At 72.0% G+C, this 22,599-nt stretch carries 15 protein-coding genes; 8 read left to right on the forward strand and 7 right to left on the reverse strand.

Annotated elements, in window-relative coordinates; all coding sequences use genetic code 11:
• Window positions 1-8: 8 nt before the first annotated feature.
• The gene (locus C6376_RS02030; RefSeq protein WP_107441823.1) at window positions 9-1,376 is read left to right on the forward strand and encodes an L-serine ammonia-lyase; all 1,368 of its coding nucleotides are present in this window, start codon (window positions 9-11) and stop codon (window positions 1,374-1,376) included.
• 192 nt (window positions 1,377-1,568) lie between these two features.
• Here the strand turns inward: C6376_RS02030 and C6376_RS02035 are convergent, their stop codons facing one another.
• From C6376_RS02035 to C6376_RS02065, 7 genes are all read right to left on the reverse strand, one after another.
• Window positions 1,569-1,781 carry an EF-hand domain-containing protein gene (locus tag C6376_RS02035; protein WP_107448719.1) on the reverse strand — a complete coding sequence of 71 codons (213 nt, stop codon included), beginning with the start codon at window positions 1,779-1,781 and terminating at the stop codon, window positions 1,569-1,571.
• A 107-nt stretch (window positions 1,782-1,888) separates the two neighbouring features.
• Window positions 1,889-3,076 (reverse strand): YncE family protein, encoded by a 1,188-nt coding sequence (locus tag C6376_RS02040; protein ID WP_107441824.1) that lies wholly within the window; start codon window positions 3,074-3,076, stop codon window positions 1,889-1,891.
• Window positions 3,076-3,894: a polysaccharide deacetylase family protein gene (locus C6376_RS02045; RefSeq protein WP_107441825.1), complete on the reverse strand. Its 819-nt coding sequence runs from the start codon at window positions 3,892-3,894 to the stop codon at window positions 3,076-3,078. The genes C6376_RS02040 and C6376_RS02045 overlap by 1 nt, the downstream gene beginning before the upstream one ends.
• 75 nt (window positions 3,895-3,969) lie before the next feature.
• Window positions 3,970-4,473 (reverse strand): ATP-binding protein, encoded by a 504-nt coding sequence (locus tag C6376_RS02050; protein WP_107441826.1) that lies wholly within the window; start codon window positions 4,471-4,473, stop codon window positions 3,970-3,972.
• 288 nt (window positions 4,474-4,761) lie between these two features.
• Window positions 4,762-5,529 (reverse strand): enoyl-CoA hydratase/isomerase family protein, encoded by a 768-nt coding sequence (locus C6376_RS02055; protein ID WP_107441827.1) that lies wholly within the window; start codon window positions 5,527-5,529, stop codon window positions 4,762-4,764.
• An 89-nt stretch (window positions 5,530-5,618) separates the two neighbouring features.
• On the reverse strand, window positions 5,619-6,872 hold the full coding sequence (locus C6376_RS02060) for an Ig-like domain-containing protein (RefSeq protein WP_173985562.1): 1,254 nt from the start codon (window positions 6,870-6,872) through the stop codon (window positions 5,619-5,621).
• Between the two features lie 167 nt (window positions 6,873-7,039).
• Window positions 7,040-8,287, reverse strand: a complete 1,248-nt coding sequence (locus C6376_RS02065) for an Ig-like domain-containing protein (RefSeq protein WP_107441829.1) — start codon at window positions 8,285-8,287, stop codon at window positions 7,040-7,042.
• Between the two features lie 154 nt (window positions 8,288-8,441).
• Here C6376_RS02065 and glgX point away from each other — a divergent pair, with 154 nt between their 5' ends.
• The 7 genes from glgX to C6376_RS02100 all read left to right on the forward strand — a co-directional run bounded on the left by glgX (window position 8,442) and on the right by C6376_RS02100 (window position 22,561).
• Window positions 8,442-10,676, forward strand: a complete 2,235-nt coding sequence (gene glgX / locus C6376_RS02070; RefSeq protein WP_107441830.1) for a glycogen debranching protein GlgX — start codon at window positions 8,442-8,444, stop codon at window positions 10,674-10,676.
• Window positions 10,677-10,922: 246 nt separating this feature from the next.
• Window positions 10,923-12,701, forward strand: coding sequence for an ABC transporter ATP-binding protein (locus C6376_RS02075; RefSeq protein ID WP_107448720.1), 1,779 nt, complete (start codon window positions 10,923-10,925; stop codon window positions 12,699-12,701).
• Window positions 12,698-14,560, forward strand: a complete 1,863-nt coding sequence (locus tag C6376_RS02080; protein ID WP_107441831.1) for an ABC transporter ATP-binding protein — start codon at window positions 12,698-12,700, stop codon at window positions 14,558-14,560. The genes C6376_RS02075 and C6376_RS02080 overlap by 4 nt, the downstream gene beginning before the upstream one ends.
• A 100-nt stretch (window positions 14,561-14,660) precedes the next feature.
• A complete protein-coding gene (locus C6376_RS02085) occupies window positions 14,661-16,376 on the forward strand; it encodes an ABC transporter ATP-binding protein (RefSeq protein WP_107441832.1) in 1,716 nt (571 codons plus the stop codon).
• Between the two features lie 66 nt (window positions 16,377-16,442).
• Window positions 16,443-18,227, forward strand: coding sequence for an ABC transporter ATP-binding protein (locus tag C6376_RS02090; protein ID WP_107441833.1), 1,785 nt, complete (start codon window positions 16,443-16,445; stop codon window positions 18,225-18,227).
• Window positions 18,228-18,523: 296 nt separating this feature from the next.
• Window positions 18,524-20,578: a M4 family metallopeptidase gene (locus C6376_RS02095; RefSeq protein WP_107441834.1), complete on the forward strand. Its 2,055-nt coding sequence runs from the start codon at window positions 18,524-18,526 to the stop codon at window positions 20,576-20,578.
• A gap of 318 nt (window positions 20,579-20,896) precedes the next feature.
• Window positions 20,897-22,561 (forward strand): M4 family metallopeptidase, encoded by a 1,665-nt coding sequence (locus C6376_RS02100; RefSeq protein WP_107441835.1) that lies wholly within the window; start codon window positions 20,897-20,899, stop codon window positions 22,559-22,561.
• The last annotated feature ends 38 nt before the right edge of the window (window positions 22,562-22,599 follow it).

Genomic DNA, 22,599 nt, shown 5'->3' on the forward strand with positions numbered 1-22,599 from the left:
GAGTTCCCGTGGCCATCTCGGTCTTCGACCTGTTCTCGATCGGCATCGGCCCGTCCAGCTCCCACACGGTCGGCCCGATGCGGGCGGCCCGCATGTTCGCACGGCGGCTGCGCAACGAGTCCCTGCTGGACTCCGCCGCCTCGGTCCGCTGCGAGCTGTACGGCTCGCTCGGCGCGACCGGGCACGGCCACGGCACGCCCAAGGCGGTCCTGCTGGGCCTGGAGGGCTCCTCGCCGCGCACGGTGGACGTGGAGACCGCCGACGAGCGGGTGGAGCAGATCAGGAACTCCGGGCGGCTGCGGCTGCTCGGCTCGCACGAGATCCCGTTCTCCTTCGACGACGATCTCGTCCTGCACCGCCGCAAGGCGCTGCCGTACCACGCCAACGGCATGACGATATGGGCCCGTGACGCGCAGGGCGCCGAACTGCTGTCGAAGACGTACTACTCGGTCGGCGGCGGGTTCGTCGTGGACGAGGAGGCGGTCGGCGCGGACCGCATCAAACTCGACGACGCGGTGCTGAAGTACCCCTTCCGCACGGGCGACGAACTGCTGCGCCTCACGAAGGAGACGGGGCTGTCGATCTCCGCGCTGATGCTGGAGAACGAGCGGGCCTGGCGCACGGAGGACGAGATCCGGGCGGGCCTGCTGGAGCTGTGGCGGGTGATGCAGGGCTGTGTCTCGCGGGGCATGTCCCGGGAGGGCATCCTGCCGGGCGGCCTGCGCGTCCGCCGCCGCGCCGCCATGACGGCCCGTCAACTTCGGGCGGAGGGCGACGCGTTGGCGCACTCCATGGAGTGGATCACGCTGTACGCGATGGCCGTGAACGAGGAGAACGCGGCCGGCGGCAGGGTGGTCACGGCTCCCACGAACGGCGCGGCCGGCATCATCCCGGCGGTGCTGCACTACTACATGAACTTCGTGCCCGGCGCCGACGAGGACGGCGTCGTCCGCTTCCTGCTCGCGGCCGGCGCGATCGGCATGCTCTTCAAGGAGAACGCCTCCATCTCCGGTGCCGAGGTCGGCTGCCAGGGCGAGGTCGGCTCGGCCTGCTCGATGGCGGCGGGGGCGCTCGCCGAGGTCCTCGGCGGCTCCCCGGAGCAGGTGGAGAACGCGGCCGAGATCGGCATGGAGCACAACCTCGGCCTGACCTGCGATCCGGTGGGCGGCCTGGTCCAGATCCCGTGCATCGAGCGCAACGGCATGGCCGCGGTCAAGGCGGTCACCGCGGCCCGTATGGCGATGCGCGGCGACGGCTCGCACAAGGTGTCCCTCGACAAGGTCATCAAGACGATGAAGGACACCGGCGCGGACATGAGCGTCAAGTACAAGGAGACGGCCCGGGGCGGGCTCGCGGTGAACATCATCGAGTGCTGAGGGAGCGGGGGATCGATCTCCCGCTTGGTGACGGCCTCGACGCCGGCCCCGCAGACCGAAGACGGGGCGGACGGCGTCGACCCGGGCCGGCGGGGTCCCGTTCCGTCCCCGACGACGGTCTTCGGCCCACGACTGAGGGGGCGCCCCGTCGGCGCCCCCTGTCGGTTCCACGTCAGCCCGTACGGGCTCCCGTCACTTGTTCAGGTGGGCCCAGAACTCGTCGAACGAGAGGACCTTGTCGCCGTTCAGGTCGCGGGACTTGATGATGGCCTCGGCGACCGACTCCGTGACGTTCCAGTCGCCCTGCTGAGCCAGGGCGGTCTTGAACTCGGCCGCGGTGATGAAGCCGTCGCCGTCTGTGTCGATCCGCTGGAAATGGTTGCGCGCTTCTTCGATGTCGGCCACCGGTCCGCCCCTCTTCTTCATGCCTTGCGGCACATGTGCTGTTCTGCTGTCCAACTGACGCAGGCCAGATTAACGGCCCCGCCGGCCGCGGGACGCAGGACCTCCCGCTAGCGGAAGACGCCCGTGTGGCCGAGCGAGTAGCGGCCGGGCTGCGGATAGACGGCCAGGCCGTGCGGTCCGCTGCCGACCTTGATGCGGGCGAGCTGGTGACCGTCGGCGGTGTCGATGGCGTACACCTCGGAGTTGTACCGCCCGGACAGCCACAGGACCTTGCCGTCCGCCGAGACGCCGCCCATGTCGGGGCTGCCGCCGTCCGGCAGACGCCACTTCTTGGTGAGCTCGCCCTTGGTGAAGTCGAAGACGGAGACGGTGCCCTCGCCACGGTTGGTGACGTACATCTCGCGGGAGTCGCGGCTGACGTACAGCCCGTGGCAGCCCTTGCCGGTGTGCAGGAACCGCGGCTTGCCGAAGGTGTCGCCGTCGACGATCCACATGCCGTGGGCCATCATGTCGGCGACGTAGAACAGCTTGCCGTCCGGCGAGACCTTCACGTCCTGCGGCATGGCGCCCTTGAGGGGCAGCTTCTGCTGGGCGACGACCTTCATCCGCTCGGTGTCGACCTTCAGCAGTTCGCCGCTGAACTCGCAGGACACGATGAAGTACTTCCCGTCCAGGGAGAAGTCGGCGTGGTTGACGCCGTAGCAGGTGACCGGTTCGGTCTTGATCCGCTTCATCGTGTGCGGGTCCCGGAAGACGAGCTCACGGTCGAGGGAGGCCATGACGACGGCGTACCTGCCGTTGGGCGTGAAGTAGAGGTTGTAGGGGTCGTGCACCTCGACCGGCTTGCCCGTCTTCCCGGTGGCGGGGTCGATCGGGGTGAGGGTGTGCCCGCGGTCGTTGTTGACCCAGAGGGTCTTGAGGTCCCACGAGGGGACGACGTGCTGCGGCTGGCGTCCGACGCGGATCGTCTCGATCACCCGGTAGGTCTTCGGGTCGATGACGGAGACGGTGTCGGACTCGGTGTTGGGCACGTAGACCCGGGACGGGAAGTCCTTGACCACCGGGGAGAGCCGGTTCGGGCGGTCGGCGGCGTAGACGTCCTTGGGGTCGAGCAGGGGCGGCATGCCCGCAAGGCCGTCGACGACCGGTCTGGCGGCCTTCTTCGCCGGCGCGGGCACGGCCGCCTCGGTCCTGCCCGTCCCGTCCGCGCCGCTTCGGCCGTCGGTGCCGCAGGCGGCGAGGACGGCGAGGGCGGCGCCGGTGAGCAGGGCGCTTGTGACGAGGTTGCGGTGCATCAGCCGATCAGCTCCGTGGCAGTGACCGCGCGCAGTCCGCGGCGGTCGAGTTCGTCCAGCAGGGCGGGGAGTGCGGCGACCGTGTCGGCGTACCCGAAGTGCAGGCTCACGACGGACCCGTTGCGGATCCCGTCGAGGACGTTGCGGGTGACGGCGGAGGCGCCGGGCGAGGTGAAGTCGAGGGAGTCGACGTCGTAGGAGAGGACGTGCGGATAGCCGGCCCGCCGGGCCAGCGCCGCGACGAGCGGGGAGGCGCGGGCGGCCCGGGAGGGCCGGAACCAGGTGCCGACGGATCCGGTGAGCCGGCGAAGCCGCTGTGCGCACCCGCCGATCTCTGCCGTCGCCTCGGCCTCGGACATCGCGTTGACGTCCAGGTGCCGCTGGGTGTGGTTGCCGAGGTCGTGGCCGCCGTCGAGGACCCGGCGGGCGAGGTCGGGGTGTTCGTCGAGCCAGGTCCCGACGGCCAGGACGGTGACCCGGGCGCCGTGCCGTTCGGCTTCGCCGAGCAGGGCGCGGGCGACGGCGGGCTCGCCCTGCCCGTGGAAGGTGAGGGCGACCCGGGGCCGCCCGCGGGGGCCGTGCGTGATCTGGGCGGGCCGACCGGGGAAGGCGCGCGGAGCGGGGGCGGCCGCCGGGCCGGCGGGGGACCGGGAGGCGGCGGGCCGCGAGGCGGGAGACCGGGAGTCGGCGGCGGACCGGACGGCGGCGCCGGAGGAGGACACGGCGGGCGAGCACCCGGCCGCGAACGCACCCCCGGCGACGAGCCCGGCGCCCGCCCGCAGCGCGGAACGACGGTCGGATGGGGTCACCCACACCATTTAAGGGGTGATATGTCGCAATTCCGGCCATTGACGCCTCGGCCGCGTCCGCCGGCCGGGCGCCTCACGGACCGGTCAGCGGTCGGCGACCCGCATCTCGAACCAGGTCGTCTTCCCGCGGGGCAGCAGGTCGACCCCCCACCGGTCGGACAGCTTGTCGACGAGGAAGAGACCCCGCCCGCTGACGTCCATCTCCTGAACCGGCATCAGACAGGGCAGCCCGCGGGACGGGTCGCGGACCTCGACGCGGATCCAGCCGCGCCGACGCCGCATCCGCAGGCCGAAGACGCGGGCGCCGGTGTGCCGCACGGCGTTGCCGACGAGTTCGGAGACGAGCAGTACCGCGTCCTCGGCCATCTTGGGACTGAGCCCCCACTGGCGCAGGACCACGACCTGGGCGAGCCGGCGGGCCGCGGCGGCGGACTCGGGACGGGACGGCAACGGAACCTCGCCCTCCGTCGGGTTGCCGAACAACTCCAGCGCCTTGAGCGCCTGTTCGTCCTCGACCGCGGGCGACCAGCGCGCCGCGGCCGCACGGCTGTGTCCCCGCGGCTGTTCGATGCCTTCCAGCCCCGCCATGCCCCCATCATGGCGGCCCCGGGCACCCTCCGGGGCCGTTCCTGTGGAATACGCCCCCCGGAATCCCTCGTTCCGATTGAGTCGATCGGCATATGCCAGTGGCAGTACAGATGCCGACAAACCCACCCTGACCTGCCGCGAAGACCCGCTTCGCGGCAAACGGCGGGTTCCCCCGACAGGACAGGCTTGAGGCTGCCTCAAGGTTTCCCCGATCCGCCCCATCGGGGGACGCGGGTGAGACGTCCCGTCAAGAGCAAGTACCCGCGCCGCCTCCGAAAGAGACGCCGCTCACAGGAACTTGGCCTTGCCGGGCCCTTCCTCCACGAAGCTGCGCATGCCGGTCTCACGGTCGGCGGTGGCGAACAGACCGGCGAACCACGTGCGTTCCACCGCCAGACCCGTCTCGACGTCCGTCTCCAGACCGGTGTCGATCGACTCCTTCGCCGCGCGCAGCGCCAGCGCCGGACCCTGCGCCAGCTTCGCCGCCCAGGCGTGCGCCTCGGTGTACACGTCGGCGGCCGGCACCACCCGGTCCACCAGCCCGAGGGCCAGCGCCTCGTCCGCCTTGACCATCCGGCCCGTGAAGATCAGGTCCTTCGCCTTGGAGGGGCCGATCAGCCGGGAGAGGCGCTGGGTGCCACCGGCCCCGGGGATCAGCCCGAGCAGGATCTCCGGCTGGCCCAGCCTGGCGCCGTCCCCGGCGATGCGGAAGTCCGCGCAGAGCGCGAGTTCACAGCCGCCGCCCAGCGCGTACCCGGTCACGGCCGCCACGACCGGCTTGGGGATGCGGGCCACCGCCGTGAAGGACTCCTGCAGGGCGCGGGAGCGCAGCACCATCGCGGTGTGGTCCATGTCCTGCATCTCCTTGATGTCCGCGCCCGCGGCGAACACCTTCTCACCGCCGTACAGGACGACGGCGCGGACATCGTCGCGCCGGGTCGCCTCCTCGGCGAGCTCCTTGAGACGGTCCTGCGTGGCGACGTCCAGCGCGTTCATGGGCGGACGGTCGAGGCGGATCGTGCCGACGCCGTCGGCGACTTCCAGATTCACGGTCATGGCAGCAGGTTAACCACCACTAACGACGGCGGGCCCGGTGCCGTGTGTCACAGCACCGGGCCCGCCCACGAGAACAGGGAGGGGGAACGCTACTTCTTCCAGTCCGCCCAGGAGATGTTCCAGCCGTTGAGGCCGTTGGACGGGTCGACCACCGGGTCGGTGGAGTTCTTCACGACGACCACGTCGCCGACCATCGACTGGTTGAAGAACCACGCGGCCGGCACGGAGCCGTCGTAGCCGCCGCGCACGTCGCGCAGGCCGATGCAGCCGTGGCTGGCGTTGTAGTTGCCGAAGGCGTCGCCGCCCCAGTAGTTGCCGTGCACGAAGGTGCCGGAGTTGGTCAGCCGCATGGCGTGCGGGACGTCCTTGATGTCGTACTCGCCGTCGTAGCCGACCGTGTCGCCGTTCATGCGGGTCACGGTGAACTTCTCGCTGATGACCATCTGGCCGTTCCAGGTGGCGTATCCCGGCTTGCCGGTGGTGACCGGGACGGTCTTGACGACCTTGCCCTCCCGCGTGACCTCCATCGTGTGCTTCTTGGCGTCCACGACGGTCACCTGGTCGCGGCCGATGGTGAAGGACAGCGTCTTGGACTGCTTGCCGTAGACGCCCTTGCGGCCCTCGACGCCGTCGAGGTTCAGCTCGACCTTCACCTTGGTGCCGGCCTTCCAGTACTTCTCCGGGCGGAAGTCCAGGCGGTCGTTGCCGAACCAGTGGCCCTCGACCTCGACGGCGGGCACGGTCGTGATCCTGATGGCCTTCTCGACGTCCGCCGGCTTGGTGATGCCCCGGGTGAACCGGACGGAGAACGGCATGCCGACGCCGACCGTGGAGCCGTCCTCGGGCGTGAAGTTGCCGATGAAGGTGTTCTGCGGGCTCAGCGTGGTGAAGGCGGAGTCCTCGGCGGCCGTGCGGCCGGCCGAGTCCTTGGCGACCGCGTGCACCTGGTACGCGGTGGACGCGGCCAGGTGGGTGGCGGGCGTCCAGCCGGCGCCGTCCGCCGTGATCGCGCCGTCGATCTTCCTGCCCTTGGCGTCCTTGACGGTGACCTCGGTCAGCTTGCCCTTGGCCGCGGTGACCTTGAGGGCGCCGCTGGTGTCCACGTCCTTCGCGCCGGTCTTCGGGGCGATGGTGACGACCGCCTCCGACTGCTTGCTCTCCGCGGCGGCCGTGGCCCCCTTGTCACCCTCGGCCTTCCCGTCGGACCCGGAACCCGAGCCCTCAGCGCCCCCGCCGCACGCCGTGACGGCGAGCAGCATCCCGCCGACGATCAGCGCCAGCCGTCTGTTGCGGCCCCGTGAGCGCCCGTCAACCGACGCCCCCGATATCGGTCGCACGTTCAAGTCGTTCTCCCCTCGCAAGGCCCTGGTCAGGCCCCCACCCCAGCGCTCCCGCGCGATCTCTGGCGCATATTAACCGTACGAATTTGAGCTTCGTGTCAGGCCAAGGTCACCGTTCCGTCCCAACTGGGACCACGCAACGGCGGGGATGGTTGCACCGGGAGGAAGGGTCAGTTCAGGGCGCTGCCCGCCGTCCACTCCTTCCAGGTCATGTTCCAGCCGCCGAGGCCGTTGTCCGGGGCGACCTGCTTGTCCTCGCTGTGGACCACCTCGACGACGTCGCCGACGAGCGAGCGGTCGAAGAACCAGCCCGCGGGCGTGTCCGAGCCGCCGCCCTTCACATCCCGCAGACCCACGCAGCCGTGGCTGACGTTGGCCCTGCCGAAGACGTCCTGCGCCCAGTAGTTGCCGTGCAGGAAGGTGCCGGAGCCGGTCAGCCGCATGGCGTGCGGAACATCCGGAATGTCGTACTCTCCCTTGCCGTCGGCCTTCTTGAAGCCGACCGTGGCGCCGTTCATGCGGGTCAGCTCCAGCATCTCGCTCACCACCATCTTGCCGTTGTAGGTGGTGTTCTCGGGCGACCCGGCCGTGATCGGCACGGTGGCCAGCAGTTCGCCGTCCCGCCGCACCTGCATGATGTGCCTGGCCGCGTCCACCAGGGACATCTGGCTGCGGCCCACGGTGAAGGAGAACGACTTGTCCTGCAGGCCGTAGACACCGGGCGCCCCCTCGACGTCCCGCAGCGCGAGGTCGACCGTGACCTCGGTGCCCGGCCGCCAGTACTCCTCGGGGCGGAAGTCGAGCCGGGTGCCGCCGAACCAGTGCGCCCGGATCTCGGTGGCGGGCTCGGCCGTCACCCGGACGGCGCGTTCGACGGCGGCGCGGTCGCCGATCTCACGGTTGAACTCCAGCGAGACGATCATCCCGGTGCCCACGGTGGCCCGGTTCTCGGGCGTGACATACCCGATGAAGCGCTTCTCGGGGACGAAGGTGGTGAAGGTGGTGTGGCGCGCCGAACGGTTGCCCTCACCGTCCAGCGCCACCACGTCGACCGTGTAGCGGGCGGCGAGCCCGAGCCGGGCCTCGGCCGGCCGCCAGCTCAGACCGTCCGCGGCGATCCGCCCCTTCACCTCGCTCTCCCGCGCGTCCTGCGACCTGACGACCTTCACGGACTCCAGCCGGCCGTCCGGCACCCGCACCGACAGATCCGTCCCGGGCCGCACGCCTCTCGCGCCGTCCTGCGGGCTGACGCGGATGACGTCCTCGGGGGCCGCGGGTTTGCCGAGCATCCGGTCGAGTCCGCTGCGGCTGTCACCTCCGCCGGTACAGCCGGCGGCCCCGGCCAGCAGTCCTGCCCATGTCAGTACGGCGGCCAGTGCGACCCCCGCGCGCCGTGCGCGCCCATGTACGTGCCTCACGGGGTGCCCAACGACCGGGCACGCTCCGGGGAAACGTGAGTGCGAGGGCCGCTGTGGGCAGACATGGGGGGAGGGCGACGCGAAAGGGAGCCGCGGACGGGACACCGCGCGCTCTTCTCCCCCGTCGTCCCACGAGCCGCGGGAGGGCTAGACGGTGTCCAGCGCAGCCGAGCAGGAGGCGGTGGCGGCCGAGCACGCCACGCCGGAGGCCGTCGTGAACGGCGTCTCGCGCAAGGTGCCGGGCCCGCCCGTGTGGCCGGGCGCCTCCACACCGCTGGGCGCCCGGTTCCGGGTCGGCCCGGACGGGGTCGCCGGCACCAACTTCGCGCTGTGGGCGGGCGGTGCGGAGGCGGTCGAGCTGTGCCTGTTCGACGAGGCCGGCCGGGAGACGCGGGCCCGGCTCACCGAGCTCACGCACGAGATCTGGCACGGCTTCGTGCCCGGGATCATGCCCGGCCAGCGCTACGGCTACCGGGTGCACGGCCGTTGGGACCCGTGGACCGGCGGCCGCTGGAACCCGGCGAAGCTGCTCCTCGACCCGTACGCCCGCGCGGTGGACGGCGAGTTCCTGCTGCCGCCGGAGGTGTACGGGCACGTCCGCGACTGGCCCCAGCAGCAGGTCGCCGACACGGTGCGCGACGAACGCGACTCCGCGCCGCACGTGCCCAAGGGCGTCGTCGTGCACGACGACGACGACTGGGCCGACGACCGCCGTCCGAAGACGCCGTGGGCCGACTCGGTGATCTACGAGCTGCACGTGCGGGGCTTCACCCGACGGCACCCCGGCGTCCCGGAGGAACTGCGCGGCACCTACGCGGGCCTGGCGCACCCGGCGGCCGTGGAGCACCTGGTGCGGCTGGGCGTCACGGCGGTGGAGCTGCTGCCGGTCCACCAGTTCGCACACGAGGACCATCTGCTGCGCCGCGGCCTGAAGAACTACTGGGGCTACAACTCGATCGGCTACTTCGCGCCGCACGCCGCGTACGCCGCCTCGGGCACGACGGGCCAGCAGGTAGGCGAGTTCAAGCGGATGGTGCGGGCCCTGCACGCGGCCGGGATCGAGGTCATCCTCGACGTCGTCTACAACCACACTGCGGAGGCGGGCGAACTGGGCCCCACCCTGTCGCTGAAGGGCATCGACAACCGCGGCTACTACCGCCTGCAGTCCGACGCCCGGCGCTACGCCGACTACACGGGCTGCGGGAACACCCTGCAAGTGGTCCAGCCGCACGTGCTGCGCCTGATCACCGACTCGCTGCGCTACTGGGTGACGGAGATGGGCGTCGACGGCTTCCGCTTCGACCTGGCGGCGGCGCTGGCCCGGTCCATGCACGACGTCGACATGCTCTCCCCGTTCCTGGCGGTGATCGCGCAGGACCCGGTGCTGCGCCGGGTGAAGCTCATCGCCGAACCCTGGGACGTGGGCTCGGGCGGCTACCAGGTGGGCGCCTTCCCGCCGCTGTGGACGGAGTGGAACGACCGCTACCGCGACGCCGCGCGGGACTTCTGGCGGCAAGCCCTGCCGGACGTGCGGGAGATGGGCTACCGGCTGTCGGGCTCGAGCGACCTGTACGCGTGGGGCGGGCGGCGGCCGTACGCGTCGGTCAACTTCGTGACCGCGCACGACGGCTTCACCCTGCGCGACCTGGTGTCGTACGAGCGCAAGCACAACGAGGCCAACGGCGAGGGCAACCGGGACGGCACGAACGACAACCGCTCCTGGAACGCCGGCACCGAGGGCGCGACGGCCGACGAGGACGTACAGGCGCTGCGGCGACGGCAGCTGCGCAACCTGCTGACGACGCTGCTGCTGTCGACGGGCGTGCCGATGCTGGTCGCGGGCGACGAGTTCGGACGCACCCAGCAGGGCAACAACAACGCCTACTGCCAGGACAACGAGATCAGCTGGGTGGACTGGGGGCTGCTGGAGGAGCCGGGCTGGCGGGCCCTGTTCGAGCTCACCGCCCGGCTGATCGCGCTGCGCCACCGCCACCCGGTGCTCCGCCGCCGCGCCTTCTTCTCCGGCCGGGCGCACTCGGCGGACGGACTGCGGGACCTGGCCTGGTTCACGGAGCGGGGCACGGAGATGACGGAAGCGGACTGGTACGCGCCCGCGGCGACGCTGGGGATGTACCTCTCCGGGCGGGACATCCCCGGCCGCGACGAACGGGGCGCCCCGATCACCGACGACAGCTTCCTCGCCGTCCTGCACGCGGGGGAGCGCCCGGTGGACTTCGTCCTCCCGGGGCCGCCGTGGGCGCAACGGTACGAGGTGGTCGTCGACACGTCCCGCGAGGAACAGGACGAGGCGCCCGGGGTCGCCCTCCCCGCGGGCACCACGGTGACGGTGCCCGGGCGGGCGGTGCTGCTGCTGCGGGTGGCGGAGTGAGCCCGGCGGCGACCGCACGGCCGTCATAGTTCTTGCGCAGGTCGGTGACTTCGATGACAGGCATGGCGCCGGCGTCCCGGGTGGGGCACGGGCGGAACATCGGCCGGCTCGCTCGAACGGACTTCCGCCGATCGGTCGACACGGCCGTACGACCGCTCGAACAGGCAGGTCGTAGGACCAGCGACGGAGCCCGGACGGACCGAAACTCGGTGGGCTGTGTCAGTGCCGGTCCGTAGGCTCGCGGTGATGGCCGAGACACGTGCAACCACCCCCGACCGCTCCGCCGTACGCTCCCTGCTGCGCCTGTGGCCGTACGTCAGACCCGTGCGGCTGCGGCTGTTCGCGGCCGCCTTCGTCGCCGTGCTCGCCTCCTGTACCGGGCTGGTCATCCCCCTCGTCCTGAAGTGGATGGTGGACGGCCCGGTGGCCGACCGGGACACGGCCGGGGTCTGGCTGGGCTCGCTCTGCCTGCTGTTCCTCGGCCTCGCCGAGGCGCTGCTGTTCGGGATGCGGCGCTGGCTGGTGGCGCGTCCGCTGTCGCACGTCGAGGCGGAGATGCGGGCGGAGTTGTACGCGCGGCTCCAGCGGCTGCCGGTGGCGTTCCACGACCGGTGGGCGTCGGGGCAGCTGCTGTCCCGGGCGACGGCCGATCTGGGGATGGTGCGGATGTTCCTCGCCTTCCCCCTGACGTTTCTGCTGGTCAACTCGGTCACGATCGTGTTCGGCGTCGTCCTCATGCTGCTGCAGGACTGGCGGCTCGGGCTGGTCATCCTCGGGCCGGCCGTCCCCGTCGTGGTGATGTGCGTGTACTTCGAGCACCGGTACGCGGTCGTGGCGCGGCGGGCGCAGGACCAGGTCGGGGATCTGACGACGGTCGTCGAGGAGAGCGTCCTCGGCATCCGGATCGTGAAGGGCTTCGGCCGGCACCGCAGCCAGGCACGCGCCTTCCGCGAGCTGTCGTCGACCCTGCGCGGCACCGAACTGGCCAAGGCCCGGCTGCTGGCCACCATCTGGGCCGTCATCGTGACGCTGCCCGAACTGGCGATCGGGGCCGCCCTGGTACTGGGGGCGGTGCGGGTGGCGGACGGCGAGCTGTCCGCGGGCACCCTGGTCGCCTTCCTGTCCACCGCGCTCGCGCTGCGCTGGCCGGTGGACTCCATCGGGTTCCTGCTGGCGATGAGCCAGGAGGCGGCGACGGCGACACAGCGCTACTTCGAGGTGATGGACGAGGAGCCGGAACAGGACACCGTCGTCCGGGCGGAGGCGACGTCCGACGGCGGGCTCCGCTTCGACGGCGTCACCTTCCGCTACCCGGACGCCGCCCCGGCGTCCCGGCCCGTCCTCGACGGCGTCGACCTGCACATCCGGCCCGGCGAGTCCATGGCCCTCGTCGGGTCGACCGGCAGTGGGAAGACCACCCTCACCGCCCTTGTCCCCCGGCTGCACGAGGTGACGGCGGGACGCATCACCCTGGACGGCGAGGACGTCACCGCGATGCCCCGCGAGGAGTTGCGCGCGCGGGTCGCCGTGGCCTTCGAGGAGCCGACCCTGTTCTCCGCGAGCGTCGGGGAGAACGTGCTCATGGGCGCCGACGACCGGGCGGGCGCCGTCGAGCTGGAACGGGCGCTGGACGTGGCGCAGGCCGACTTCGTGCACGCGCTGCCGCAGGGCGTCGACACCCAGGTCGGCGAGCAGGGGCTCAGCCTCTCCGGCGGGCAGCGGCAGCGGCTCGCGCTGGCCAGAGCCGTCGTCGGCCGCCCCCGCTTCCTCGTCCTGGACGACCCGCTCTCCGCGCTGGACGTGCACACCGAGGCCGCCGTGGAGGCGGCGCTGCGGCAGGTCCTCGCCGACACCACCGCGCTGATCGTCGCCCACCGCCCGTCCACCGTGCTCCTCGCCGACCGGGTGGCGCTGCTGTCCGGCGGCCGGATCGCGGCGGTGGGCACCCACCAGGAACTGCTGCGCGACAACCCCGAGTACGCCCACCTCATGTCAGGAACCGGCCGCCAGGAGGACGACCGATGACCGCCCCCACGACGTCCTCCCCCACGACCGACGACGACGGGCCGCGGGACGCGCGCCCGCGGACCGCGCAGGACCCCTTCGACAAGGACGTCCTGCCCACCGCGCCCGGCGCCACCGGCGCGCTGCTGCGTTCCCTGCTGGCCCCGATGCGGGCGCGCGTCGCCCTCACCACGCTGTTGCTGCTGCTCCAGCAGGCGGCCGTGCAGGCGGGCCCGCTGCTGGTGGCGTACGCCATCGACCGCGCCGTGCCGGCGCTGCGGGCCGGCGACCACGGGCCGCTGGTCGCGGTGAGCGTCGGCTACCTGCTGTGCGCGGTGGCGTCCGGCGGGCTGCAGTACGCGTTCCTGCTCGCCTCCGCACGCGTCAACCAGGACGTGCTGCTCGACCTGCGCGGCCGGATCTTCCGGCACGCACAGGCGCTGAGCCTCGACTTCCACGAGCGCTACACCTCGGGCCGGCTCATCTCCCGCTCCACCAGCGACGTGGAGGCCCTGCGCGAACTCCTCAACGAGGGGCTGCAGGAACTCGTGGGCGTCGTGCTGTCCTTCCTGTTCATCTCCGCGATGCTGCTCTGGCTGGACCTGGGCCTCGGCGCCGTCGCGGTCGCGTCGTTCGTGCCGCTGTACGCCCTCGTCCGGATCTACCAGCGGCGCGCGGGCCGGGTGTTCACGGCCCGCTCGACCGCGATCGCGGCCGTGATCGTGAAGTTCGTGGAGACGATGAACGGCATCCGGCCGGTGCGCGCGTTCCGCCGCGAGGCCGTCAACGAGGCCGGCTTCCGCGTCCTGAACCGGCGGCACGAGCGCCGTAACGGCGACGCGCTCCTGGAGATGGCGCGCTACGTCGTCGGGTCGCGGCTGGTCGCCAACACGGCGGTCGCGGCGATCGTGCTGTGGGGCGCCATGCGGGTCGCGGACGGTTCGCTGGAGCTGGGTGTGCTGGCGGCGGCGGTGCTGTACCTGCGGCGGCTGTACGACCCGATCGACCGGCTCGGCATGTTCCTCAACTCCTACCAGTCGGCGGCCGCGTCGCTGGAGAAGATCGCGGGACTGCTCGCGCAGCAGCCGTCCGTGCCGGAGCCGTCCGCTCCGCGGGAACTGCCCGCCCTGCGGGGCGAGTCCCCCGGCCGGGAGGTCGTCTTCGACGGGGTCTCCTTCGGCTACCGCACGGGCGGCGAGGTCCTCCCCCGTTTCGACCTCGCCCTTCCCGCCGGGCAGACGGTCGCCGTGGTCGGCTCGACCGGCGCCGGCAAGTCCACGCTGGCCAAGCTGCTCGCCCGCTTCTACGACCCCTCCGAGGGCCGGGTGCTGCTGGACGGCGTGGACCTGCGCGAGCTGGCGGTGCCCGAGCTGCGGCGTGGCGTGGTGATGGTGACGCAGGAGGCGTTCCTGTTCTCCGGCACGGTCGCCGAGAACATCGCCATCGGGCGGCCGGACGCGTCGCGCGAGGAGATCGAGCGGGCGGCGAAGGCGATCGGCGCGCACGAGTTCATCAGCGCCCTGCCCGACGGCTACGACACCGACGTACGCAGGCGCGGCGGCCGCATCTCCGCGGGCCAGCGCCAACTGGTCGCGTTCGCGAGGGCGTTGCTCGCCGATCCGGCGGTGCTGATCCTCGACGAGGCGACCAGTTCGCTGGACGTCCCGGGCGAGCGGGCCGTGCAGGCGGCGATGGCCACGGTGCTGAAGGGCCGTACCGCGGTGGTGATCGCGCACCGGCTGTCCACCGTGGAGATCGCCGACCGGGTGCTCGTCATGGAGCACGGCCGGATCGTCGAGGACGGCGAACCGGCCGAACTCATCGCCGGCACCGGCCGGTTCGCGGATCTGCACCGCGCCTGGCGGGACAGTCTGGCGTGAGCGCTCAGCGGGCCGCGGGAGCCGGTCGACGGGCGAAGGGGGCCGGTCAGCGGGCGAAGAGGGCCGGTCAGCGGGCCACGGGGGCCGGAAGGACGAGCGGATGACCGACGCGTACGAGGATCCCGGCACGCCCGACAGCCGCGGCGGCTGGGCGTATCTGGCGTGGCTGGTGCGCTGCCAGCCGGGGCGGTCGGCGGCCGGGGCGCTGCTGGCCAGCCTCTGGATGGTGCTGATGGCGGTCGCGCCGTACCTGCTGTCACGGGCGGTGGACGACGGGCTGGAGCCCGGTGACACGGCCGCGCTGGCGGGTTGGACGGCTGCGCTGCTCGCGGTCGGCGCGCTCAACGCGTGGGTGAGCATCATGCGGCACCGCACGATGACCCGGGTGCGCATGGACGCCTACTTCCGCACCACCAAGGTCGTCGTCGGACACGCGGCCCGGCTGGGCGCAGCCCTGTCGCGCAGGTCGGGGGCCGGGGAGGTCGTCACCATCGGGGTGGGCGACGTGCACACCATCGCGGGTTCGCTGACGGTCGTCGGGCCCGGCGTCGGCTCGATCGTGGTGTACGTCTTCGTCGCCGGGCTCCTGCTGTCCGTGTCGCCGACGCTGGCGGCGGTCGTGCTGCTGGGGATGCCGGTGATCGCGGTGCTGGTCGGGCCGCTCATGGCGCGGCTGCAGGGCACGGAGGCGGAGTACCGGGAGCGGCAGGGCGTGCTGACCGCCCGGATCGGCGACCTCGCGGGCGGACTGCGCGTGCTGGGCGGGCTGGGCGGCAAGCAGCTGTTCGCGGACTCCTTCGCCCGGGACTCGCAGCGGCTGCGGGCGCAGGGTTACCGGGTCGGCGCGGTCACCAGCTGGATGCAGGCGCTCGGGGTGGGCCTGCCGACCCTGTTCCTCGCCACCGTGACCTGGCTCGCGGCCAGGCTGGCCGCGCGGGGCGAGCTGACCGTGGGCGAGCTGGTGTCGGTGTACGGCTATGTCGCCGTCCTGGTCGGCCCGGTGGCGTTCCTCGTCGACATGGGCTACCAGCTCAGCCGGGGCGTGGTGGCCGCCCGGCGCGTCGTACGGCTGCTGCGTACGGAGCCCGAACCCGACACCGGGACCGGTGACGCGCCTGCCGAGCCGTCGGTGCTGCACGACCCCGGCTCGGGTGTGCGGGTGGCCCCGGGCCGGCTGACCGCACTTGCCGGGGGACGCCACTCGGAGGTGACGGCCGTCGTGGACCGGCTCGGCCGGTACGGCCCCTCGGACGTCACCTGGGGCGGACGGCGGCTGGACGCCCTGCCGTTGGAGCAGGTCAGGGCCCGCATCCTGGTCGCCGACCACGAGGCCGACCTGTTCGCCGGAAGCCTGCGCGAGGTGGTCTCGGGGCGGGGTGCGCCCTCGGCGGCGGAGGTCGCGCGGGCGGTGCGGGCGGCGGCGGCCGACGACATCGTGCAGGGTCTGCCCGAGGGGCTCGACTCGCCCGTGACCGCCCAGGGCCGCAGCCTCTCCGGCGGCCAGCGGCAGCGGGTCCGGCTGGTGCGGGCGCTGCTCGCCGACCCCGAGGTGCTGCTGGCCGTGGAGCCGACGTCGGCGCTGGACGCGCACACGGAGGCGGCGGTCGCGGAGCGGCTGCACGCGTACCGGGTGGGCCGGACCACGCTCGTCACCAGTACCTCCCCGCTGGTTCTCGACCGCGCGGAGACGGTGCACTACCTGGTCGACGGGAAGGTCGCCGCGACCGGCCGCCACCGCGACCTGCTGCAACGGGAGCCGGGCTACCGCGCGCTGGTGACCCGCGACGCCGACGACGCGGAGGAGGCCGTCCGATGACGACCGTGACCGAGTACCAGGAGACGGCCCGATGACGACCGTGACCGGGAACGGGGAGACGGCCCGATGACGACGACCGTGACCGACGGCAGCGCCGGTGCCGGCCGGCTGCCGGTCGCCGGCCGCTCCGAGGTGCGGCGGGCGGCGCTGCGGCTGGTGCGGGCCGACCGGCGGGCCTTCGCCGGCGCGCTCGCCCTGAACGTGCTCGCCGCCGGGGCGGGCCTCGCCGGGCCGTGGCTGCTGGGGCGGATCATCGACGAGGTGCGGGCCGGGCACGGCGCCGCGCCCGTGGACCGGCTGGCGGCGGTGATCCTGGTGTGCGCGGCGGCGCAGTTGCTGCTGGCGCGCTGGGCGCGGTACGCGGGCCACCGGTTCGGCGAGCGCACGCTGGCGCGGGTCCGGGAGGAGTTCGTCGGGCGGGCTCTCGCCCTGCCCGCGTCGGTCGTGGAGCGGGCCGGCGCCGGCGATCTGACCACCCGCGGCACCGCCGACGTCGCCGCGGTCGGCACGACCCTGCGGGACGCCGGGCCGGAGCTGCTGGTCTGCACGGTCCAGGCCCTGTTCACGCTCGGTGCGGTGTTCGTGATCGACCCGCTGCTCGGCGTCGTCGGGGTGCTGGCGCTGACGCCGATCTGGTTCGCGCTGCGCTGGTATCTGCGGCGGGCGCGGGCCGGCTATCTGGCGCAGGGCGCGGCGGACTCCGAGGTGGCCGAGATCGTCGCGGCGACGGCGTCCGGGGCGCGGGCGGTGGAGGCGTTCCGGCTCGAGCGGCAGCGGACGGCGGCCAACCGGGACGCGCTGGAGATCTCGCGTCGCACCCGCTTCCACACGCTCTACCTGCGCACGGTATTCTTCCCGGTGGTCGAGACGTCGTACTCGCTGCCGGTGGCGGGGGTGCTGCTGCTGGGGGGCGCGCTGCACGCGCGCGGGGCGGTGAGTCTGGGCGCGGTGGTGGCGGCCACGCTGTATCTGCGGCAGTTCACCGAGCCGCTCGACCAGATCCTGGTGCGCGTCGAGCAACTGCAGAGCAGCGGGGCCTCGTTCGCCCGGGTGGAGGGCCTGGCGGGGGCGCCGCGCCCGGAGCGGGACGGCGGGGCGGCGCCGGTCCCGGTGGACGACCGGATCGACGTGACGGGCGTGCGGTACGCCTACGAACGCGGCGGCGAGGTGCTGCGTGGGGTCGACCTGACGGTGCGGCCCGGGGAGCGGCTCGCGATCGTCGGCCCGTCCGGCGCGGGCAAGACCACGCTGAGCCGGCTGCTGGCGGGCGTTGACGCGCCGAGCGCGGGCACGGTGACGGTGGGCGGTGCGCCGGTCGCCGAGCTGGCGCCCGAGACGCTGCGCCGGCAGGTCGTCCTGGTCACTCAGGAGCATCACGTCTTCATCGGCACGGTCCGCGACAACCTGCTGATCGCCGAACCCACGGCGGACGACGCGCGGTTGTGGGAGGCGCTGGCGGCGGTCGGCGCCGCCGACTGGGTGCGGGAACTGCCGGGCGGTCTCGACGCCGAGCTGGGCCGCGGCGGCGGTGGCCGCACCACGGACGGCTCGCAGGCGCAGCAGCTCGCCCTGGCCCGGGTCGTGCTGGCGGACCCGCACACGCTGATCCTGGACGAGGCGACCGCCCTGCTGGACCCGACGACGGCCCGGCACACCGAGCGGGCCCTGGCGGCGGTGCTCCGCGGCCGGACGGTCATCGCCATCGCCCACCGGCTGCACACCGCTCACGACGCGGACCGGGTCGCCGTGATGGAGGACGGCCGTCTCACCGAACTCGGCACGCACGAGGCGCTGGTGGCGGACGGCGGCGCGTTTGCGGCACTGTGGCGGACCTGGCACGGGGGGCCGTGAGGGCGCACGGCTCGGGAAACGGGTGGGGGCGGAGCAACGGTTGCGAAGGCTCCGTATATCGAACACCGACTACCGGACAACGAACCATTTCCGGCCAATTTCCTGACGCGCTCCTGACAGACAGCGCAATCCACTGCCACTCTTCCCTCTGCTGGTTCACAGCAACCCCACAGTTACGCGCACGCTCCACGTTCCGCCTTTGTTCTGCGTACCGCCTTTGTCGTGCCCGTACGGCCCACCCGCCGTTCGGGTCTCCCCTGGCCGCGTGATCCGCGGCCGCGCAGAAGGAGTCAGTGTTGAGCAGCAGTCCCTCTCGCAGACGCACCCCCCACAGCCCCTCCCGTCGTGCCGCGGCCGTCGCCCTCGTCGGCGTCTCCGCGCTCATAGCCGCCGCCGTGCAGGCCGGCGCCGCGACCGCCGCCCCGGAGAAGGCACCGCAGGCGGCGGGCAAGGCCAACCCGGGCGCCGAGTCGGTGCGCCTCACCCCCGCCCAGCGCGCCGCGCTGATCCGCGAAGCGGACGCGGGGAAGACGGCCACCGCCAGGAAGCTCGGCCTCGGCGCCAAGGAGGCGCTCGTCGTCCGTGACGTCGTCAAGGACGCCGACGGCACTGTGCACACGCGCTACGAGCGCACCTACAGCGGACTCCCGGTCCTCGGCGGCGACCTGGTCGTCGAGACCGCGAAGTCCGGCGCCACCGAGCACGTCACGCTGGCCACCCGGGCCACCGTCCAGGTCGCCTCGCTCACGCCCACGATCGCCGCGGCGAAGGCGGAGAAGCAGGCGCTGAGCCTCGCCAAGGCCGACGGGGCGGCGAACGCGGACACCAACCGCGCGCCGCGCAAGGTGATCTGGGCGGCGACCGGGACTCCGGTCCTCGCCTACGAGACCGTCGTCGGCGGCCTCCAGGAGGACGGCACCCCGAACGAGCTGCACGTCATCACCGACGCGACCACCGGCCAGAAGCTCTACGAGTACCAGGGCATCGAGACCGGCACCGGCAACACGATGTACAGCGGCACGGTGACGCTCGGCACCACGCAGTCCGGGTCGACGTACAACCTGACCGACGGCGCGCGCGGCAACCACAAGACGTACAACCTCAACCGGGGGACCTCGGGCACCGGAACGCTCTTCTCCGGCCCCGACGACGTCTGGGGCACCGGCGCCGCGTCCAACGCGGAGACCGCGGGCGCCGACGCGCACTACGGCGCGGCCCTCACCTGGGACTACTACAAGAACGTGCACGGCCGCAGCGGCATCAAGGGCGACGGCGTGGGCGCGTACTCGCGCGTGCACTACGGCAACAACTACGTCAACGCGTTCTGGTCGGACGCCTGCTTCTGCATGACGTACGGCGACGGCTCGGGCAACACCCACCCGCTGACGGCCATCGACGTGGCCGGCCACGAGATGACGCACGGCGTCACCTCGAACACGGCCGGGCTGCTCTACTCCGGCGAGTCCGGCGGCCTCAACGAGGCGACCTCGGACATCTTCGGCACCTCCGTCGAGTTCTACGCCCAGAACTCCTCGGACGTCGGTGACTACCTCATCGGCGAGGAGATCGACATCAACGGCGACGGCACGCCGCTGCGGTACATGGACAAGCCGAGCAAGGACGGCGCGTCCAAGGACAGCTGGTACTCCGGCATCGGGTCGGTCGACGTGCACTACTCGTCGGGCCCGGCGAACCACTTCTTCTACCTGCTGAGCGAGGGCAGCGGCGCCAAGGTCATCAACGGCGTCAGCTACAACTCGCCCACCGCGGACGGCCTCGCGGTCACCGGCATCGGCCGCGACAAGGCGGAGAAGATCTGGTTCCGCGCGCTGACCACGAAGTTCACCACGAACACCAACTACGCGGGGGCCCGCACCGGCACGCTGGCGGCGGCCGGTGAGCTGTACGGCACCACCTCCACCGAGTACAAGGCGGTGCAGGACGCGTGGGCCGGCGTCGCGGTGGGCGCGCGTTCGGGCGGCGGCGGCGGAGGCGGCGGCGGCACCTCCTTCGAGAACACGGCCGACGTATCGATTCCGGACAACGGTGCGGCGGTCAACTCGTCGATCACCGTCTCCGGCCGCACCGGCAACGCGCCGTCGAACCTCTCGGTGGCGGTCGACATCGTGCACACCTACATCGGCGACCTCCGGGTGCAGCTGATCGCCCCCGACGGCACGGCCTACACGCTGAAGGCGTACGGCACCGGCGGCAGCACGGACAACCTCAACACCACGTACACGGTGAACGCCTCCTCCGAGGTCGCCAACGGTGTCTGGCAGTTGAGGGTCCAGGACAACGCGGCCCAGGACACCGGGTACATCAACAGCTGGAAGCTCACCTTCCCGTAGGCCACAGGCCCCGCACGGGCCACGCAAAGCCGCCTGAAAGGCACCGCACAGGGCGCCGCCCCGGAGGCACCATCCCCCGGGGCGGCGTCCCCCTTTTTTACCCGCCCCTTACCCACGTCCTGTTGGCGCTTTACCACGACCCAACTCCGTTTACGTGCCTGCAATGTTCACCGGACAGTCGACTTTCAGCCAACATCACTTCGGGGTCCTGACATGTACGCGCCCGGGTGTCAGTCTTCGTTCACCCGCCGCACAACTTCACACCCGTCGCGGGCGGTAGCCCCACGCCGCCCGGACCCCCCACATGAAGGAGCTTGTGTGACCTCCCTCTACGCGCGTCACAAGCGCACCACTCTGGCCATCGCCACCGCCGTCGCGGCCGGAGCCCTGGTCACCACCGGCCTGACCACCGGTAGCGCCGCCGCCCAGACCCCGGCGGACTCCGGCGCGCGGGCAGCCCTGCAGGGCGCCCCGGTCCAGCTGTCCTCCGCGGCCCGCACCACGCTGATCCAGCAGCAGCAGTCCGACGCGACCGCGACCGCCAAGTCGATAGGCCTCGGCGCCCAGGAGAAGCTGGTCGTCAAGGACGTCGTCAAGGACGTCGACGGCACGGTCCACACCCGCTACGAGCGCACCTACGCGGGCCTGCCGGTCCTCGGCGGCGACCTCGTCGTGCACCGGGCCCCCTCCGGCGCCCAGAGCGTGACCAAGGCCGTCTCGGCCACCATCAAGGTGTCCACGCTCACCCCGCAGGTCGCCACCGCCAAGGTCCAGAAGCAGGCGCTGACCGCCGCCAAGGCCGCTGGCTCGGAGGCCACCGCCGCCGACCAGGCGCCCCGCAAGGTGATCTGGGCCGGCAACGGCACCCCGACCCTCGCCTACGAGACCGTCGTCGGCGGCCTCCAGGACGACGGCACCCCGAGCAGGCTGCACGTCATCACCGACGCCACCACCGGCAAGAAGCTCTTCGAGCACCAGGCCATCGAGACCGGCACGGGCAAGAGCTTCTACTCGGGCTCGGTCACCCTCAACACGACCAAGTCGGGCTCGACGTACAACCTGACCGACGGCACGCGCGGCGGCCACAAGACCTACAACAAGGCTCGCAGCACGTCCTCCTCCACCGGCACCCTGTTCACCGACGCGGACGACGCGTGGGGCACCGGCACGGCCTCCAGCTCCTCCAGCGACCAGACCGCGGCCGTGGACGCCGCCTACGGCGCGCAGATGACCTGGGACTTCTACAAGAGCACCTTCAACCGCAGCGGCATCCGTAACGACGGCAAGGCCGCCTACTCCCGCGTCCACTACGGCAACGCGTACGTCAACGCGTTCTGGGACGACGACTGCTTCTGCATGACGTACGGCGACGGCGACGGCAACACCCACCCGCTGACGTCGCTGGACGTGGCCGGCCACGAGATGAGCCACGGTCTGACCTCGGTCACCGCGGGCCTGGAGTACTCGGGCGACGCCGGCGGTCTGAACGAGGCCACCTCCGACATCTTCGGCACCGGTGTGGAGTTCTTCGCCAACAACGCGTCCGACAAGGGCGACTACCTCATCGGCGAGAAGATCAACATCAACGGCGACGGCACCCCGCTGCGCTACATGGACAAGCCCAGCAAGGACGGCGGGTCCAGGGACTACTGGTCCTCCTCCGTGTCCGGCCTCGACCCGCACTACTCGTCGGGCCCCGCGAACCACTTCTTCTACCTCCTGTCCGAGGGCAGCGGCTCGAAGACGATCAACGGCGTGACCTACAACTCGCCGACGTCCAACGGCTCCACGGTCACCGGCATCGGCCGCGCCAAGGCGCTGCAGATCTGGTACAAGGCGCTCACGACGTACTTCACGTCGACGACCACCTACAAGGGCGCCCGCACCGGCACCCTCTCGGCGGCCTCGGCGCTGTACGGCGGCACCAGCAGCGCCGAGTACAAGGCCGTGGCGGCGGCCTGGTCGGCGATCAACGTCAGCTGACCCTGCCACGAGTGAGTGAGTGAGGCGGCACCCGGGAC

It is taken from the genome of Streptomyces sp. P3 (genome assembly GCF_003032475.1).
Classification (GTDB): Bacteria; Actinomycetota; Actinomycetes; order Streptomycetales; family Streptomycetaceae; genus Streptomyces.

Coding starts and splice junctions, on each gene's coding strand:
- C6376_RS02040 (WP_107441824.1), bottom strand. CDS start 3,076: ATGCACCGCAACCTCGTCACAAGCGCCCTGCTCACCGGCGCCGCCCTC.
- C6376_RS02045 (WP_107441825.1), bottom strand. CDS start 3,894: ATGGTGTGGGTGACCCCATCCGACCGTCGTTCCGCGCTGCGGGCGGGC.
- C6376_RS02050 (WP_107441826.1), bottom strand. CDS start 4,473: ATGGCGGGGCTGGAAGGCATCGAACAGCCGCGGGGACACAGCCGTGCG.
- C6376_RS02055 (WP_107441827.1), bottom strand. CDS start 5,529: ATGACCGTGAATCTGGAAGTCGCCGACGGCGTCGGCACGATCCGCCTC.
- C6376_RS02075 (WP_107448720.1), top strand. CDS start 10,923: ATGGCCGAGACACGTGCAACCACCCCCGACCGCTCCGCCGTACGCTCC.
- C6376_RS02080 (WP_107441831.1), top strand. CDS start 12,698: ATGACCGCCCCCACGACGTCCTCCCCCACGACCGACGACGACGGGCCG.
- C6376_RS02085 (WP_107441832.1), top strand. CDS start 14,661: ATGACCGACGCGTACGAGGATCCCGGCACGCCCGACAGCCGCGGCGGC.
- C6376_RS02090 (WP_107441833.1), top strand. CDS start 16,443: ATGACGACGACCGTGACCGACGGCAGCGCCGGTGCCGGCCGGCTGCCG.